Source organism: Deltaproteobacteria bacterium (genome assembly GCA_019309045.1).
GTDB lineage: Bacteria > Desulfobacterota > Syntrophobacteria > BM002 > BM002 > JAFDGZ01.
Map to the genome: position 1 here is coordinate 1 of JAFDGZ010000027.1, position 14938 is coordinate 14938.

The window sequence follows — 14938 nt, forward strand, 5'->3', positions numbered from 1 at the left end:
ACCAGGCAGGGCCAAAGGTTGGACCCTGCCTTTTTCTAGCTGAACCGAAAGAGGCATTTTTTCAATCGGATGAGCCGATTAAATACTGGCAGCGAACCGCCTCTGGCCATGTCACTGGAACAACATTAGTTGAAATCTCTGAAATGCACCACCTTGGAGCTCAGAGTGCTGTTTGCAGTCATATAATCGCAGTGTCTTTTCTTTGCCATCTGCCTTTCGTCGCCTGCAAGCTTTGGCGGAACCGGCGCAAATGTTCCTGGCAAGCCAGTTACCAGGGAAACACCAGCCGGTGAAAGGCCTCAGCCAGTTCGAAGTCTTCTCCCTGGGCCATCTCCCGGCACCTCTGGCGCAGCCAGCCATCGAGATCTTCAGGATTGGGGAAGCCCTGTATCTGGCTCTGGTGGCAGCGCAGCGCTGCTAGTTTGAGGGCAAAGGTGTCAGTGATATCCGAGCGATAGTTTATGTCTTCCGCAGCCCAGAACAGTATCTCCTCTACTTTGTGGGGCTCCAGACCTTCCTCGAGAAGGTCTGGATACGACAGATGATCCCTGGCATAGGGAAACACTGCATCCAGGGTAACCTGGCCGGCGATGCGGTGGTCACGATGCCACAGGTAGCGCCGATAGGGATCCAGGGTGACCACCACCCTGGGCCGAAAAATGCGCAGCCAGCGAACAATTTGTTTGCGAAATTCCGGGGTGTCTTCCAGGCCTTGGTCAGGATAACCCAGAAATACCACCTCTCTGACTCCCAGGATCTCTGCAGCAGCAAGCTGTTCTTTCTGTCTGATCTGCGCCAGTTGCTCAGGTTTGACGCTGCGGTCCGCTGTACCCTTGTCGCCGTTGGTGCAGACAAGGTAGGCAACCTGCTTGCCCTGCCGCACCCAGCGAGCCACTGTTCCGGCCGCCCCGAATTCGGCGTCATCTGGATGAGCAGTAACCACCAGTACGTCAACTGTCTCTTTCATCCCGACCTCCCGCTATTGCTTGCTCCGCGAAGGAAAGCTTGTGAATAGAAGCATGGACTGCTACGACGTGCCTGCAACCTGCTCAACCAGCATTGGAACCGGCTGGTCGGCTCAGTTTCTCACAGCATGGTATTCCCTGAACACCGTGCGGTACTGCTCTATCATTGCTGTGGCTACGCGCGCCCAGCTGTATTGCTGCACTGAGGCACGGATCTTCTCGGGCGACAGAGTGTGCCTCCTGGCAATGAAAGAGTCGATGCCGCTTGCCAACAACCTGGCTGAACCGTTGCCCACTAGATGTCCAGTCTCGCCCTGGCGCAGGACGTCTTCCATGGCTCCCACCCGGGTGGCGACCACAGGCGTGCCCGAAGCAAGAGCTTCCAGGGCCACAAGGCCGAAGCTCTCATAACGGGATGGCAGTACCAGAACATCTGCAGCACTGTAGTATGGCGGCAGATCAGTTTGTGGCAGACTACCAGTAAAAGTTACCCGCTGGTGGATTCCCAGCTGGCGGCAAATTCTCTGCAGGTTTCGGGTCTCTGCTGTGTCCGGGCCGTCGCCACCAACTAGCACCAGTCGCAGCCACGGCAGGTGCTGCAGGTATTTTACCGCCTCCAGCAGCCTTTCTATGCCTTTCAAAGGAACAAATCTCCCCACATACAGGATGATTGCTTCATCCGGGTCAAAAGCAAGCTGCTCTCTAGCGGCAAGTTTGTCAATTGGCCGAAAAATATCAAGGTTTACGCCACAAGGAACCACGTCAACTGCCTCGGCGGCAACATCATAGTGCTGTTGCAATTGTTGCTTTTCACTGTCTGTGGCCACCAGGATGCGCTGGCAAGTTTTCGCCAGTCGCATCTCAGCGTCTATGCGAAGCCGTGGTTCTCTTTCCTCAGCAGTTGCACCGTTTTTCATGGCAGCAACTGTGTGAAACATGAACATATGAGGTATGAGCCATCTTTGCTGGGCCATCTGTCCCACTTCTCCCGAGAGCCAGTAGTGGCTGTGGATGATGTCATAGGAAAGAGATTTTTCCCAGCGCAATCGATCCATCTTCTGGAAGAACTCGTCCAGATGGCTATAGAGAGCCATTTTGTCCTCTGGGTTGCCATTGCCTGTTTTCACATGGAGCAAGCGCACATTGTCAGCCAGTGTGACGCTCTTGCCACTGCCGCCACCGTGGTGCCGAGTATAGATGTCCACCCGATGACCGCGTTTGCCCAGTGCCACTGCCAGTTCCTGGACATAGACGCTCATGCCTCCCGTGTCCCTGGTTCCCAACCTGCCTAGAGGGCTGGCGTGAACACTCAGCATGGCTATTTTCAACGTTTTGGTGGGCAAGTGAATCACCTCGGGCCAGCCTTTCAGTCAACTGTGATCTTTTTTCCAGCTGCAGCAAAACAGAGCCGCCCCTGCCTGCATTTTTGCTCGACTACCAGGTCACTCAAGAACAATCTCACATCTGTAGAGGGGAACAGGCTTGCCTCCAAGACGCCGTTTATAGGGTTCGTTTCCCTTGAGAAAATCGTATATTTTTAAGCCTCGGCCAATACTGTCTCGGATGCTCAAAATCTTGCTGAGCAAACCAACACTGAGGGAACTGAATCTGGCATCATAGCCATTGTTGTAGAGATAGACCCTGGAATTGTAGTCGAAACACATGGCAGCGGCTGCAGCCTCACCGTCGATCTCGAGAAAAAAGAGCTTCAGCAGGCGAGCCTCTGCCATTGCCTCTGCAAGCTCCCTGAAATATGTCCTCATCTGTTCAGTCATAAAAGCGGCCTTGTCCGCCCTGCTCAAACCAAACAGAGCAAGGAAGATCTCCATTTTTTCCCTTACCTCACTGACTTGCTGCACAAGATGGAAATTGACCTGGCCACTGTTGTACAGCCGTCGCAGCTTCCTTCTTGTCTCATGCCGTTCCTTGGCAGTGAGCTGCTGCAGAAAGTCCTCCCAGGTCGGCGGCAGCATCAGCTCCAGGATGACGTCTTCCTGTCGGCTGCTAACCTGGCATTTCTCTGCAGCGGCCCTGGCGGCCAGCTCTGTGAGCACCATGGACTCCGGCCGCACCAGCCCCAGGTTCAACCGGTTTACCCCCTGCTCTCTGAGGTACTGCAGCAATACCTGAAAGAATTGCTGTCCCTGCCCCGGGGCAACCACGAAATCCAGGTAGTCGCATACGTCAGGATCACCCAGGAAGCGGGCCTCCTGTGCCTGCACTACAATGGGTGCCATACCGATGGGCTCCTCCTCGCAACTCACCAGGCAGATATGCGGAGGCAGCCCCTCGGCAAAAATACGCCACCACACCTGCAGCCATGGCGGCAGTACAAAAGGGCACTCCCACCTCAAAGAGTAGGCAGCATTGCGCCAGTACGAGTCGAGACCCTCCAGGGTCTCCAGCTTCACAGAGTATTGCTTGCCTGCTATTTTCAGCTTACATCCCCCCTGCAGCTGTTCTCAGGATTTGCATCTGCTCCATGGTGACAGCAGCCTAAGACTTCAGGCGCCAGCGAGGTCCCTTCTCTGTATCTTCCACAAGGATACCTGCCCGCGCCAGGCACTGGCGAAGTTCGTCGGCCTCCCGCCACTTTCTCGCCTCTCTGAATTTTTGCCGCACAGCGAGCACTTCTTCCACCAGGGGCGTCAACCACTCTTCTCTGTCCCTCGGCAAGCACTCCAGTCTCAGGCCGACAACCACCATGAGATCCCGCAAAATCTCTCGTGCCTGGGAGATTGCCTCTTCACTCTCCAGAGCCTCTCTAGCCCGCCATATTGTGCGGTCGAGCTCCAGGAGGGCATTGGTCACTTCCCTGGGCCGATGCCCTGCCATGGCAGCATCAAAGGCATCCTTGATGGCATGGATTTTCTCCCAAAATGAATCTCCCTCGTGCTCCAGGTCCCGAGCACCAGGTACCATTGCTGCAGTCGCTGCAGTGCCATTCTTCGCCAGTCCCTTGCCCCGCAATACATCCAGGGGAAAAGACTCTCCCGTTCGAAAGATCAGCTGCTCAGTGCCGCGCCACAGGGTAACTGTGCCGATGCCCCTGATCACTGCCTCGTTCTTGGCAAGATTCATGAGACAGGCAGTATGCTCATCCAGACCCAGAACAGCTACCTCTTCCGGCAGCAGGCCCCGGAGCTCTGCAAATCGGCGCTGTCCCATGAAGCAGCAGCTGGTATCATGGCTTCCTCCCTCTGCATTGTTCCAGTGGGGGATCACCACTAGATTGAAACCGAAAGGTGCCAGGAGGTCCAGGCCAGCCACCCAGTGCAAGTCTTCACCCACTTTGTAGATTTCATAGACCGGCAGGGTATAGCGCCCCACTGTCAAGGCCGCGGCACTGGCTGCTACCAGGCAGCCGCCTTTTTCTACTTGCTCGAGAAGTATTCCTGGAATTGGCGTCTGTTGCCACTGGCGAACCGCATAAGTGGGACTGCCAGGACCAATCAGAATGAAATTGGCATGCCGCAACTTGTGCAGCGCCTGCTCCAGTTCGTAGAGAGAACTCGTCTCCTTTGACTTGAAAGAAGCCACCTCCAATGGTTGCTGAATGCGGTTCTGGAAGTATTCCTTTGCTCGCCGCGATATCTCGTCCACATTGAGCTGGAACCCGGCGGGTGTATCCAGGAACACCGCCCGAGGTGGCTCTGGCACCCTTTTAAGGAGTTCTCTGTGGACTGCCACCATGGTGGCAGTCAGCTCTCCCGAACCCATGAGAGCAATGGTTCCTTTCCCTGCAACCATACTCGACAGTGCTCCCCAGCTGAGTTGCCTATGTCTCGCTCGAACATCCGATAAATTGCAGCTAATGTCAAAATACTACAATCCTGGTCGGATTGATTAAATTAAGTCTTTTTTCGTTGACTGTAAAGGGTTATTCAGGTTAGCAGGACTGGAGCCATCCGGTTCCCTGGTGCTCTTCCAGAGATTTCCTGCTAGTAGCGGGCGGCTGCTAATGGGCAGAACCCCGGATGATTGTCTGTTTTACTGTAATGTCTCAATCCCCTTCCTTGCCCTTTTTCCAATGCATGGTCTGACACGCCACCCCGAAGACGACCAGCACCGCATAGAGCATCCAGGTGAAAATACTGTTCCAGTACAAGCCCCCCACCAGAAGGGTGGCACCAGCGAGTGAGGACAGCGCGATCAGGGCAAAATCAAAAAAGAAAAGCAGCAGCGCTGCTGCCAGGCTGCCGCCGCCTGCTACCGCGACCAGAGTCCAGCCAGGGCCCATGAGGCCAAAAAGAGAAAAGAGAAAAATCAGCAGATAGGCCCCCATGATAAACCCCGCTATGCCCACAGCCAGATGCTGCGCCAGTATGGCCAGCAGCACACCTGCAAGTCCGGCAGCCAGGGGGACAATCACCATGAGAAGCGGGGAATGGCCGACCATGAACTGACTGGCCAGATTGGAGGCGAAGATAAACCCAGCCGCCCCCACAAAGATCCAGTACAGTTGGCGTCCCATGGTGAGCAGCGCCAGGCCTACAAAAATCGCGGGGATATGCATGAGTCTACCTCCTGGTGAGAACTATTATGGGGGATTCTCTTGCTGAAATCCAGCTCGCAGAAAGGGTACGGTTCACACCCAGGTTCTGAAGCCCGTTTCGGCAAGGGGCTGCGGCTAAGGGAAGAAAGACGACACTGGCAGCTCTTTAACCGTACGGGGATCGCGGCCGTGGCCCTTGTGGCGGTAAGATGCCGCTCCCGCAGGAGTTGCAGTTCCCACTTTGACATGCTTGGAGGCTTCCACCCCTGGTCTGCATTCTGGTTTTGCTTTACTTGGAGCCGTTATGGAGGATCATCCTTCTGGGGCTTTGCGCCCTGGTCTAAAGCACAGCGGTTGATGGCAAAATGAAAATGCACCCCCTTCACTAGCCGATTGCTGGCAGCTAAAACCTCAAGGCTGAGCCAGCGGCCAGTACTACAATGGCGCCATGGCGCAGTTGCTTGCCGCAATAGATAACAACACAGGACAACGCAGGCTGAAGCCTGCGGCTACCAACTTGTTGCCGTGCCTCCAGTTCCCTCTCCGCCTGGTTGATGGTACTGGTTATCAGGTGCACTTTCATTTTGCCATCAACCTGTAGCCCTTCAATTGCACAGGTCACCACAACAAGGCATCGAAGCGATTGAAGCACCACGAACAGTATGCTGCCCGGACAACAATGTCTGCCCATGTCAGAAATAACCACCCGGTTGCATCTACTCTATGTCGTATTCTGCCTCGGTGAGGAGCTGCAAGAGTCTTCGCCGCTGAGGCGTGCGTTCTGGCAGAAAAAGGGGCTCGCATCGCTTGATGATTGATTTGCGAGAGACCACTGCCGCAGCAAAGGCTAGACAGGTAGGTTCGCCGCAGTCGCCGCAATTGGTGCCCGGAAGTTCCTTGAACACTGCCAATGGCCCGAGCCGCGCTTGTTTGCGCAGCACCGGAGTTATGGATTCCTTGCGGTCATGGACGTCATTTATCAGGTTTCTGAGACAATCGCAGATTTTGCGGGCCTCGCTTTCGGACTTCACTGCTGTCACTGTAATCTGCCGCGGTCGAATGGCTACAATGTGTCCCTCCTCCATGTAGTTGAGCTCGTCGTGGCCATGGATGTAAGTGCAGCCGCGGATTTCTGCCGCCAGATAAGGCAGCAGTTCGCTGATATCCTCTGGGAGGTCTATGATGGCGTTGAACTTGGTGGAGGTGGGCATGCACTCGATATTGAGCAGGTGCATATTCACTCTATCCAGCAATGGCATAGCTGACCGCCCCCTGTGAATTTCCCTAGCCGCCTGCACCGGCCTGGTGGCTGAGGGTCTCGTAGGCTCTTTGAATTTCCTGAAACTTTTCTTTGGCAAGCTCTTGAAACTCCTCTCCGAGGTGAGTGACTCGATCCGGATGATACTTCTGGGCAAGCCTTCGATATGCAGAGCGGATCTCTTCAGCAGTCGCTCCGGGAGCGAGACCAAGAATTTCGTAGGGATCCCTTTCCTGGCGCCGCCTTTCGGTTGTCCCATCGCCCGCCTGGTGAGCTCTGCCGGCGCCGCTGCGGTATGAGCTCCCTGTTTGGCCATACTCTGCCTCTGGTCTGAGTCTCCTGAACAGCCAGAAGGCCAGGAACATGAGCAAGATGTCATCAGTCCATCCCAGACCCAGGATGGAGTCGGGGAAGGCGTCTATGGGGCTCATGAAGTAGAGCAGGCCCAGGAGCAAAGGCCAGTAGCGTTTCAACCAACTCATGTTATTTCCCTGCTGAACAACAGCCAAAGAGGATGTCCTCTCAGAACAACATCCTCCATCAGTCAAAAGTGTTCCTATTCGAATGGACGCCTGTGAATGCCGAGCTGGCGCCAGAATTCACCGCGAAACTTGCGAGCTGTTCCCAGATTGACCTCCTCGATGCTCAGCTGTTCTCGCCTGTCCAACTCTACTGTAACCCAACTTTCTAGATTGTCCAGGCTGCGGAACCATATTCTGAAATCATCTTTCGTGACCAGTTTGGGTGGTTGGACAATGAAACTGTGACCGCCATGCTGTCGATACACCCGGCCGCCAATGCGGCTGTTGAAATCAGCGGTATTGATCCCCACAACCGGGATAAAATTGTCAAAAGCACGTACCAGGGCTCCATATTTCCAGTGGCCCCTGAGAAGGGGGAAAATGGCTTGATTTATAATCAAGTCAGCACCACGGTCCGTGAGAAGCCTTGCTGCTTCCGGCTGGCCCCAGAAATCGAGGCAGACTGGAATGCCCAGGCGCCCAAAATCTGTTTTGAATACCGGGTAGTCCCCGCTTCCAGGCGTGAGACCCATGCGGTCACGTTCCAATCTTCCCAGGTTGTATTTTCGTTGGCGCCCTACCAGGTTGCCATGCCTGTCAAAGAGCGTGGCTGTATTGTACCACTGGTTGCCCACCACCTCAATGAGTCCAGCAACGATGTAACAACCGAGTTTTTTCGCCATCTCCGCCACCACCTCATCTCCGGACCAGGGAAAGTACTCGGGCAAACAGGCAACGTCCACCTCCCTGCCGTAGCATTTCTCCAGCAGCCTGATGGCATGTCCTATGTTTCGAGGGTCGGCTAATTCTGGATAGGGTTTGGCCTGGACAATAGCAACTCGAACTGTCTCTTTCATATGACCTCAACTTTCCGAATCGTCTGCAGTGTGCTTCAGCGGTCTGACTAAGGTTGTTCAGCTCCAGGAGTCACCGAGAGCTCGAGCTTGGCCACGTAGGGAAAGTGGTCCGAAGGATAGCGGCCCTCCACGTTTTCATCAGCCACTACTGCGTCTACTACTACTATTTCGGGTACCACCAGGATCCAGTCGATTCTTCCTTTCTGGGGGATGCCTGTGAAGCCATGGTGAGTGTAACTCCTCTCATCTTCCTCCCTGCCCAGGACCTGCCAGGTGTCCACGAATGGGCCATCAGGGAGAGTAAGCACCTTGTGAACCTCAGAGCCCGGCATGTCGTTGAAATCCCCCATGAGTACTATCGGCTCCTCTCTATTGACGGACCAGTCACGAATAATTTTCGCCCCTTCTACCCTGGCCAGTCGCGAGATGTGGTCGAGATGGGTCACCGCACACCACACTCTCTGGCTGTTATCTCTCATCTCCAGGAGCACGTAACTCAGCATGCGCGGAAAGGCAGAATCCCAGCTCTTGCTGAGGTGAACATGAGGTGTTTCTGACAGCCAAAACTCTCCTCCTTCAACAGAGAGAAAATGATCTCGGCGAAAAAACAGGGTGGGATACTGGCAGTTGTCGTCCCAGTATCGCCAATCTGCAGAAATCTGGTAATCCTGCAGGTGCTGGCTCAGGTAAGAAAGCTGCGAGGGCTTGCCTTCCTGGGTGCCGAGCACATGCGGGCTATACTTCCTGATGGTCTCGAGGAGTATTTCACAGCGGTTCGCCCAGCAGTTGTCGCCGTCAAATTCATTTTCAAAGCGGAGATTGAAGGTCATGACTCGCAAAAACAACTCCTTTCTCACCTGTGGAAAATTAGGCGCTCGTGGCAGGATTATATATAACTCCAGCACGATGCCGCAAGCGGTAGCGACCAGCCCATATGGAAACTTTCTTGCTATCAGAAGCTAGCAACTGGTAATAAGGGTAGTGCCGACAACAATCTTTCCTGGCAGACTGAAACCTGTGCGAAGAGAGGCAAGCAGTCTCAGGCCATGCACTCAGATACATCAGCAGCTCATCCCAGTCCGACCCGGGCAGAAACAACTGGCCGTGAAATCATTGGTTGGTGCTTCTACGACTGGGCAAATTCAGCCTTCGCCACCACGGTGCTTGCTGCAGTGCTGCCCATCTATTTTGCATACATTTTCCCCAAGCAGGGCCTCTACCTTGGACTTCCTGGGGGGCCAGGCTGGATCACCCGGGCTCCCTCGCTCTGGGCCTATGCAGTGTCCCTATCCCTGTTGCTGGTGGCCCTGAGCAGTCCGCTGCTCGGCGCCATAGCCGATCGCACCGGTGCAAAGAAGCGCTTTCTCGCCTGCTATGCCTTTACTGGGGCAGCTTGCACCAGTCTCCTCTATCTGGTGCAGAAAGGTGATGTCTGGCTCTGCCTCATTCTGTTCATGATAGCCAACATCTGCTTCGCCGGGGGCAATGTCTTCTACAATGCTTACCTGCCGCAAATGGCTGAACCGGAGAAAATGGACCGCCTGTCCGGCTGGGGTTTTGCCGCCGGCTACCTCGGCGGTGGCCTCTTGCTCGCTCTCAACCTGCTCATGGTCAAGAATCCTGCCCTTTTCAACATACCAGACCCGCTGTTGGCCACACGTCTGTGCTTTATTTCCGTGGGACTGTGGTGGGCCGTATTTACTATACCCACACTTGTCCTGGTCAAAGAGCGGGCCCCACTGCCGCCAGCATCGGACGACAATGTATGGCGCTGCAGCTTTCACAGACTCCGGACAACCCTGGCCAAGATTCGCAGCTACAGCGAGCTCTTGCGCTTTCTCATTGCCTTTCTCATTTACAACGACGGCATTCAGACAGTGATAGTAATGGCTACCATTTTCGGGAAGACTGAACTGCAACTCAGCTCCTCTACCCTGCTCACTACCCTCTTGCTCATCCAGGTCATTGGCATACCCGGGGCAATTCTCTTCAGCAAGTTGGCAGACTGGTTCGGAGCCAAGTTTGCTCTGATGCTCTCTCTGGTCGTCTGGACTGCAGTTGCCTGCTACGGCTTCTTTGTGCAGACGGCGGTGGAGTTTCTTCTGCTGGCAGCGGCAGCAGGTCTGGTGCTCGGCGGCAGTCAGTCTATAAGCCGCTCCCTATATGGTCGCTTCGTACCCCCGGCGCACAGTGCTGAATTTTATGGATTCTACGCGGTCAGTAACAAGTTTTCCTCCATACTTGGTCCCCTGCTGTTCGGCTTTCTTACAGATCTTACCGGCAACATAAGAATCGCGGTTCTCTCCATAACAGTCTTCTTCCTTGTTGGCATGGCCTTATTGGCGGGGGTGGACGTGGAAAAGGGAAAGCGGCAAAGGCGCCTGGGCAACGGTGAGGAGACTCACTCTCCGTTGCAGCAAAGTTGACAGCAGTTTGCCTGCGAAGAACTGTGCTCGGAATGTTTGCTGTCACGGCAGAAGTCAGCTTTCAGACGGGCGCCAATTTGGACTAGAGCGGAAATATCGAAGCAGCCATAATCATGCATCCATTGATGCAAAATTCGCTGCTGCTCCTTGTCAAGATCTTGAAAGGTTTGCTGGGGGGCTCCCGGGATCTCCAACTGGCCTGGCTCTTGGTGGTTGTTCTTTATGCTCAGCATTATGTGCAGCAGCAAACGATCCGCCGGGCTCGTCTGTGGATCTTTCATGTCGAGCATCATCACCTGCACGTCAAAGTCTTTTATACTGCAGTCCCAATATCTCTTCCACCTGAAAGGAAAACACCGCTGCATAAGGTCCATAAACCGAAGTTTGTGAGCGGTATTGTTCTCTGTCATGAGCACTCGGCCCCCTTCTTGGTAGTGTAATTTTTTATTTTTAGCAAATTTTCGCTTCGAAGCCCAGTGGAAAACGACATCCGGCACCACATGTTTCCTTTCGCGCCTAGCTGGCCCACGGCCGCCAGGCTGCAGATTTTATCCTGACACCCTGCTGATGAATTGCTGCACTGCTGCGGGAATCATCCGACGGATGAAAGGTTCTCTTTCGAACTCGGTTAGACTGCGAAACTCATAATAACGCGGGTGAGAGGGGTGCAACTCGGGCACCGCCGGTCTGCGCCCTTTGGGCCTGGATTCATACTGCGAGGCGAGTTGCACAATTGGCAGCCGTTGTGTTTCACTGGCAACCAGCCATCTCAGCCGATGCATGCATTCGAATCGCAATTGGTCCAGTAGAAAAATGGAGACATCCACCACTTCCATCTTGGTAGTCTTGTCTAGAGAAAAGAAATCACTGCCCTTCCCCAGCTGTCGCACCCCCATAATGAAATCATAGAGAAGAAAAATCCGCTGTTCCTCGGGCGAGACCAGGAAAGCAAGCGTTTCATCCGACAGGTCCACAATTCTGGTGGTTTCGTCGAGCTTGTCGCTAAAATGTCTGGCCCAGTTCTTGAAACCTCTGTTTGCTGCCTGCCTGAGTCTAACAGATTCGAGATGAATGATTTCAGCCATACTACTAGGCCACTCTCTTCGTCTGCCCACGGGTGCGGCTGCAACTCTGGCCTGGCATATCTCTATCTCTTACAGAAAAGGCTCGAGCCACTATAAGGCTGGCAATTGCTGCAGCGCCAAGTATCCATCCATTTCCCTGCCTTGCTTGCAGAGTTTGTCAGAGCCGCAGGCCAGGGCCGGCAATAAGTCACCTGTACGGCTCTGTCTATCAATTACCAAAGCCCTGCCAGCTTCTACTAACGTCACCAGGCACCCGGCGTCGCTCAAGGGGACGCTGTCCGTCTTTGCGAGCTATAGATGCGCCGTGCCGTTGGACTTAACGAGAGCTGGTTTGGGTGGGCTTGGAGATACTAGAGAACATGAGTTGTCCTGCATCTGTATAGCATGATCCTCCAAATAAGACAACATGATAATTTTCGACTTCCTCAATGCCTCCCAGTGGTCCTCCCCAACAATGATTCTGGGCTGCTCGACAATCCAGCCTTTGAATGTCCTGCAGTTCTAGCTTACCGGCCGGTCCACCAGCCACCCAGAAATGACGCCTGCTAACAGGCCTCTCTGATTGCCGCTCCACAAAGAGTGCCGACAGGGCAGCGTGGTCAGCAAGAGATCATTGGCCGCGCCCAGGCTTTGGAGCCAATTGCCTCAGATTATTGTCGCTACTATCTGCTGATCTATGATCGAAGATATATTAAATCGTCTTGATTCTCGTGTCGATGAAAGCAGGGCAAATATTTATTTGCCTTAAAGTCCAGTCTCATTCTTGACAGAGCAAGGCCGAGTATGAGAAGTTGGTGATCAACTGAAAATCGTTAGCTATTTTGCTGAAGGGGATCCACATGGTCGAGGAGATAGCGAAAAAGGTAATAGAGAGAATAGAAAATATGAGCAGAGCCGAAGATGAGTTCGAGGATGAGACTCTGCGTGAGTTTGCTGTTACCATTCAACATCTCCTGAAGAGGCACGCCCGCACGGAGGAGGTTCTGGCTCAGGCTGCCTCACTCTGTGCCCTGGAACAGTTCCAAAAAGACATGCAAAAACTGATAGATTACGCCAAACTGGGAGGCCTCAAGGAAAGAGAGGCCACCTTACTGGAAGTCCTGGATAAATTCGAAAAGGAGCTGGCCACTGCGGTGGCCACGAAAATCGACCAGTATGGCAGATCAGAGGAGGTGGCCAGCGAGATCACCGAGGCCATTCTCCTCCACCTGGAACCTACTCTCGGGCGAGGAAAATGGCAGGCCCGAGAAAAAAAAGCCATCCTCGAAACCGTCTCCCGCGTCATGGCAGGCTACCTGGTGGCAAAAGTGGAAATCTGAGAAGAAGCATCACTCGCTTGCCTGCCAGCCAGCTTCGAGTAGAAGGCGTTGACCGCTCCTGCTCCCTCGGATTCGAGAAGACGCAGCGCTGCGGTGCCCACTACGGCAATTTCCGCCTTGCCTTGCAAGAACTCCACGTCAGCCCTGCTGCTCACCCCGAAACCCACGGCCAGGGGTAGCCTGGTGGCCTCCCTGCATCTCGAGAGAAAATCAGTCACTTCAGAGGAAAAGGTTGTTTTGCTTCCTGTGACACCCTTGCGGGCAACACAGTAGAAAAAACCTCTGCCAAATGTGGCCAGGTAACGCAGCCGAGTGGGCGCAGTGGTGGGAGTTAGAATGAAAATGGGATCAATATTGCTCTTGTCTGCTGCCTCCAGGTAGAAATCGGCCTCTTCAGGAGGCAGATCTGCTACAATGGTACCTCTGATGCCAGCCTCAGCAGCCTCGGCAAGAAAGCGCTCCGCTCCTCTCTTGTACATGATATTGCAGTAGGTCATGAAAAGAAAAGGTATGTCAAAGCTGGAGGTAACTCGTCTGGCAAACTCCAGACAGTCAGCCACTCGAACACCAGCTGCCAGGGCAGCCTGATTTGCTTTGACAATGACCGGGCCGTCTGCAATGGGCTCCGAAAATGGAATCTGCAGCTCCATCAGGTCCACACCGGCAGAGACAATCTCGCCCACAAGATCAAGACTGCTCTGCAGATCTGGGTAGCCCACCACCACATGGGCCATGAGGAGGATCTTCTTTTCCCTGCATCGCTCTCTTATGTACTCTTCAAGCACGGTATGCCTCCGATTTCGATGCTATGAACGATTCCCAGCCGGAGTCGCCCAGGGCCTCAGCAATGGTAAATATATCTTTGTCGCCCCGGCCTGAGAGATTGATCACGACGATGTCTGCCTCACTCAGTTGATCCGCTTCCCTGAATGCCCCAGCAAGCGCATGTGCAGATTCCAGCGCTGGAATAATCCCCTCTTCCTTCATGACCAATCTCGTGGCTGCCAGGACTTCTCTGTCAGTGGCTGCTTCGAATCGCACCCTGCTCTCCTCGGCGTAGGAGGAAAGAATAGGAGAGACGCCGATATAATCGAGCCCAGCGGCAACACTGTGAGTCTCCTGCATCTGACCGTCGTCATTCTGCAGAAAATAGGTCTTGTAACCCTGGGCAATGCCCACATCAGCATGATCAGAGGCAAGCCTGGCTGCATGTCTGCTGGTATGCAGGCCTTCGCCGCCGGCCTCTACTCCTACGAGCTCCACTTCAGGATCATCGAGAAAACCACTGAAGATACCAAGGGCATTCGAGCCGCCGCCAACACAGGCATAGACCCTGGTGGGCAAACGGCCGGCCTCCCGGAGTATCTGCGCTCGAGCTTCCTTTCCTATGATGGCCTGGAAGGAGGCCACCATCTCTGGATAGGGATGCGGGCCACAGGCAGTGCCCAGCACATAGTGGGTGGTGTCCATGTTGCCTGCCCAATCCCGAAGCGCCTCATTAATGGCGTCCTTGAGAATGCGAGCCCCATCGCATACAGGCACCACTTCGGCGCCCAGCTGTTCCATCCAGAATACATTGGGCCTTTGCCGAGCCACATCAACCTCTCCCATATAGACAGTGCAGGCGAAGCCGAACTTGGCAGCCATGGTGGCAGTGGCCACCCCGTGCTGGCCAGCGCCTGTCTCGGCTATGACGCGCGTCTTGCCCATTCTCTTGACCAGCAGCCCCTGTCCCATGACGTTGTTGAGTTTGTGCGCCCCAGTATGATTCAGATCTTCCCTTTTCAAATAAAAGCGAGGTCCGCCAAAGCGGCAGCTGAGGTTGTCACAGTAAGTAAGGGGGGTTGGTCTGCAGGAATAGGTTCTCATGAGCTGCTCAAACTCTTGCCAGAAAGATTGGTCTTCCTTTGCGGCTGCAAAGGCCTCTTTTAACTGTTCAAAGGTGGCACTGAGAATCTCCGGAATAAAGGCGCCGCCAAAGCGGCCGAAATATCCTTGTTTCGACATGTTCC

Annotated in this window: 16 protein-coding genes; 2 read left to right on the forward strand and 14 right to left on the reverse strand. The window is 54.3% G+C overall.

All coding sequences use genetic code 11. The features are described from left to right. Positions 1-268: 268 nt before the first annotated feature. The 10 genes from JRI89_07710 to JRI89_07755 form a co-directional block, all read right to left on the reverse strand. On the reverse strand, positions 269-967 hold the full coding sequence (locus JRI89_07710; GenBank protein MBW2071126.1) for a PIG-L family deacetylase: 699 nt from the start codon (positions 965-967) through the stop codon (positions 269-271). Positions 968-1078: 111 nt separating this feature from the next. Continuing rightward, positions 1079-2308, reverse strand: a complete 1230-nt coding sequence (locus tag JRI89_07715) for a glycosyltransferase (GenBank protein ID MBW2071127.1) — start codon at positions 2306-2308, stop codon at positions 1079-1081. A 99-nt stretch (positions 2309-2407) separates the two neighbouring features. After that, the gene (locus tag JRI89_07720) at positions 2408-3376 is read right to left on the reverse strand and encodes a GNAT family N-acetyltransferase (protein ID MBW2071128.1); all 969 of its coding nucleotides are present in this window, start codon (positions 3374-3376) and stop codon (positions 2408-2410) included. An 85-nt stretch (positions 3377-3461) separates the two neighbouring features. Further along, on the reverse strand, positions 3462-4715 hold the full coding sequence (locus JRI89_07725) for a hypothetical protein (protein ID MBW2071129.1): 1254 nt from the start codon (positions 4713-4715) through the stop codon (positions 3462-3464). A 253-nt stretch (positions 4716-4968) separates the two neighbouring features. Further along, the gene (locus JRI89_07730) at positions 4969-5481 is read right to left on the reverse strand and encodes a hypothetical protein (protein ID MBW2071130.1); all 513 of its coding nucleotides are present in this window, start codon (positions 5479-5481) and stop codon (positions 4969-4971) included. 382 nt (positions 5482-5863) lie between these two features. Next, entirely contained in the window at positions 5864-6043 is a 180-nt protein-coding gene (locus JRI89_07735; GenBank protein MBW2071131.1) for a hypothetical protein, read from the reverse strand. A 133-nt stretch (positions 6044-6176) separates the two neighbouring features. Beyond that, positions 6177-6719 (reverse strand): hypothetical protein, encoded by a 543-nt coding sequence (locus JRI89_07740; GenBank protein ID MBW2071132.1) that lies wholly within the window; start codon positions 6717-6719, stop codon positions 6177-6179. A 25-nt stretch (positions 6720-6744) separates the two neighbouring features. Continuing rightward, on the reverse strand, positions 6745-7200 hold the full coding sequence (locus JRI89_07745) for a DnaJ domain-containing protein (GenBank protein ID MBW2071133.1): 456 nt from the start codon (positions 7198-7200) through the stop codon (positions 6745-6747). A gap of 74 nt (positions 7201-7274) precedes the next feature. Next, on the reverse strand, positions 7275-8096 hold the full coding sequence (locus JRI89_07750; GenBank protein MBW2071134.1) for a carbon-nitrogen hydrolase family protein: 822 nt from the start codon (positions 8094-8096) through the stop codon (positions 7275-7277). A 47-nt stretch (positions 8097-8143) separates the two neighbouring features. After that, the gene (locus JRI89_07755; protein MBW2071135.1) at positions 8144-8935 is read right to left on the reverse strand and encodes an endonuclease/exonuclease/phosphatase family protein; all 792 of its coding nucleotides are present in this window, start codon (positions 8933-8935) and stop codon (positions 8144-8146) included. A 207-nt stretch (positions 8936-9142) separates the two neighbouring features. Here JRI89_07755 and JRI89_07760 point away from each other — a divergent pair, with 207 nt between their 5' ends. Beyond that, positions 9143-10522 (forward strand): MFS transporter, encoded by a 1380-nt coding sequence (locus JRI89_07760; GenBank protein ID MBW2071136.1) that lies wholly within the window; start codon positions 9143-9145, stop codon positions 10520-10522. Here the strand turns inward: JRI89_07760 and JRI89_07765 are convergent. Both JRI89_07765 and JRI89_07770 read right to left on the reverse strand, forming a co-directional pair. Next, positions 10498-10932 carry a hypothetical protein gene (locus tag JRI89_07765; GenBank protein MBW2071137.1) on the reverse strand — a complete coding sequence of 145 codons (435 nt, stop codon included), beginning with the start codon at positions 10930-10932 and terminating at the stop codon, positions 10498-10500. The two genes, JRI89_07760 and JRI89_07765, sit on opposite strands and share 25 nt — an antisense overlap. A 138-nt stretch (positions 10933-11070) precedes the next feature. Next, positions 11071-11607, reverse strand: a complete 537-nt coding sequence (locus JRI89_07770; GenBank protein MBW2071138.1) for a hypothetical protein — start codon at positions 11605-11607, stop codon at positions 11071-11073. 839 nt (positions 11608-12446) lie between these two features. Here JRI89_07770 and JRI89_07775 point away from each other — a divergent pair. Further along, the gene (locus tag JRI89_07775; GenBank protein MBW2071139.1) at positions 12447-12926 is read left to right on the forward strand and encodes a hypothetical protein; all 480 of its coding nucleotides are present in this window, start codon (positions 12447-12449) and stop codon (positions 12924-12926) included. Here JRI89_07775 and JRI89_07780 read toward each other — a convergent pair. Together JRI89_07780 and trpB are read right to left on the reverse strand one after the other, a co-directional pair. After that, positions 12899-13711, reverse strand: a complete 813-nt coding sequence (locus tag JRI89_07780) for a tryptophan synthase subunit alpha (protein ID MBW2071140.1) — start codon at positions 13709-13711, stop codon at positions 12899-12901. The two genes, JRI89_07775 and JRI89_07780, sit on opposite strands and share 28 nt — an antisense overlap. Next, on the reverse strand, positions 13704-14933 hold the full coding sequence (gene trpB, locus JRI89_07785; GenBank protein MBW2071141.1) for a tryptophan synthase subunit beta: 1230 nt from the start codon (positions 14931-14933) through the stop codon (positions 13704-13706). The genes JRI89_07780 and trpB overlap by 8 nt, the downstream gene beginning before the upstream one ends. Positions 14934-14938: the final 5 nt, after the last annotated feature.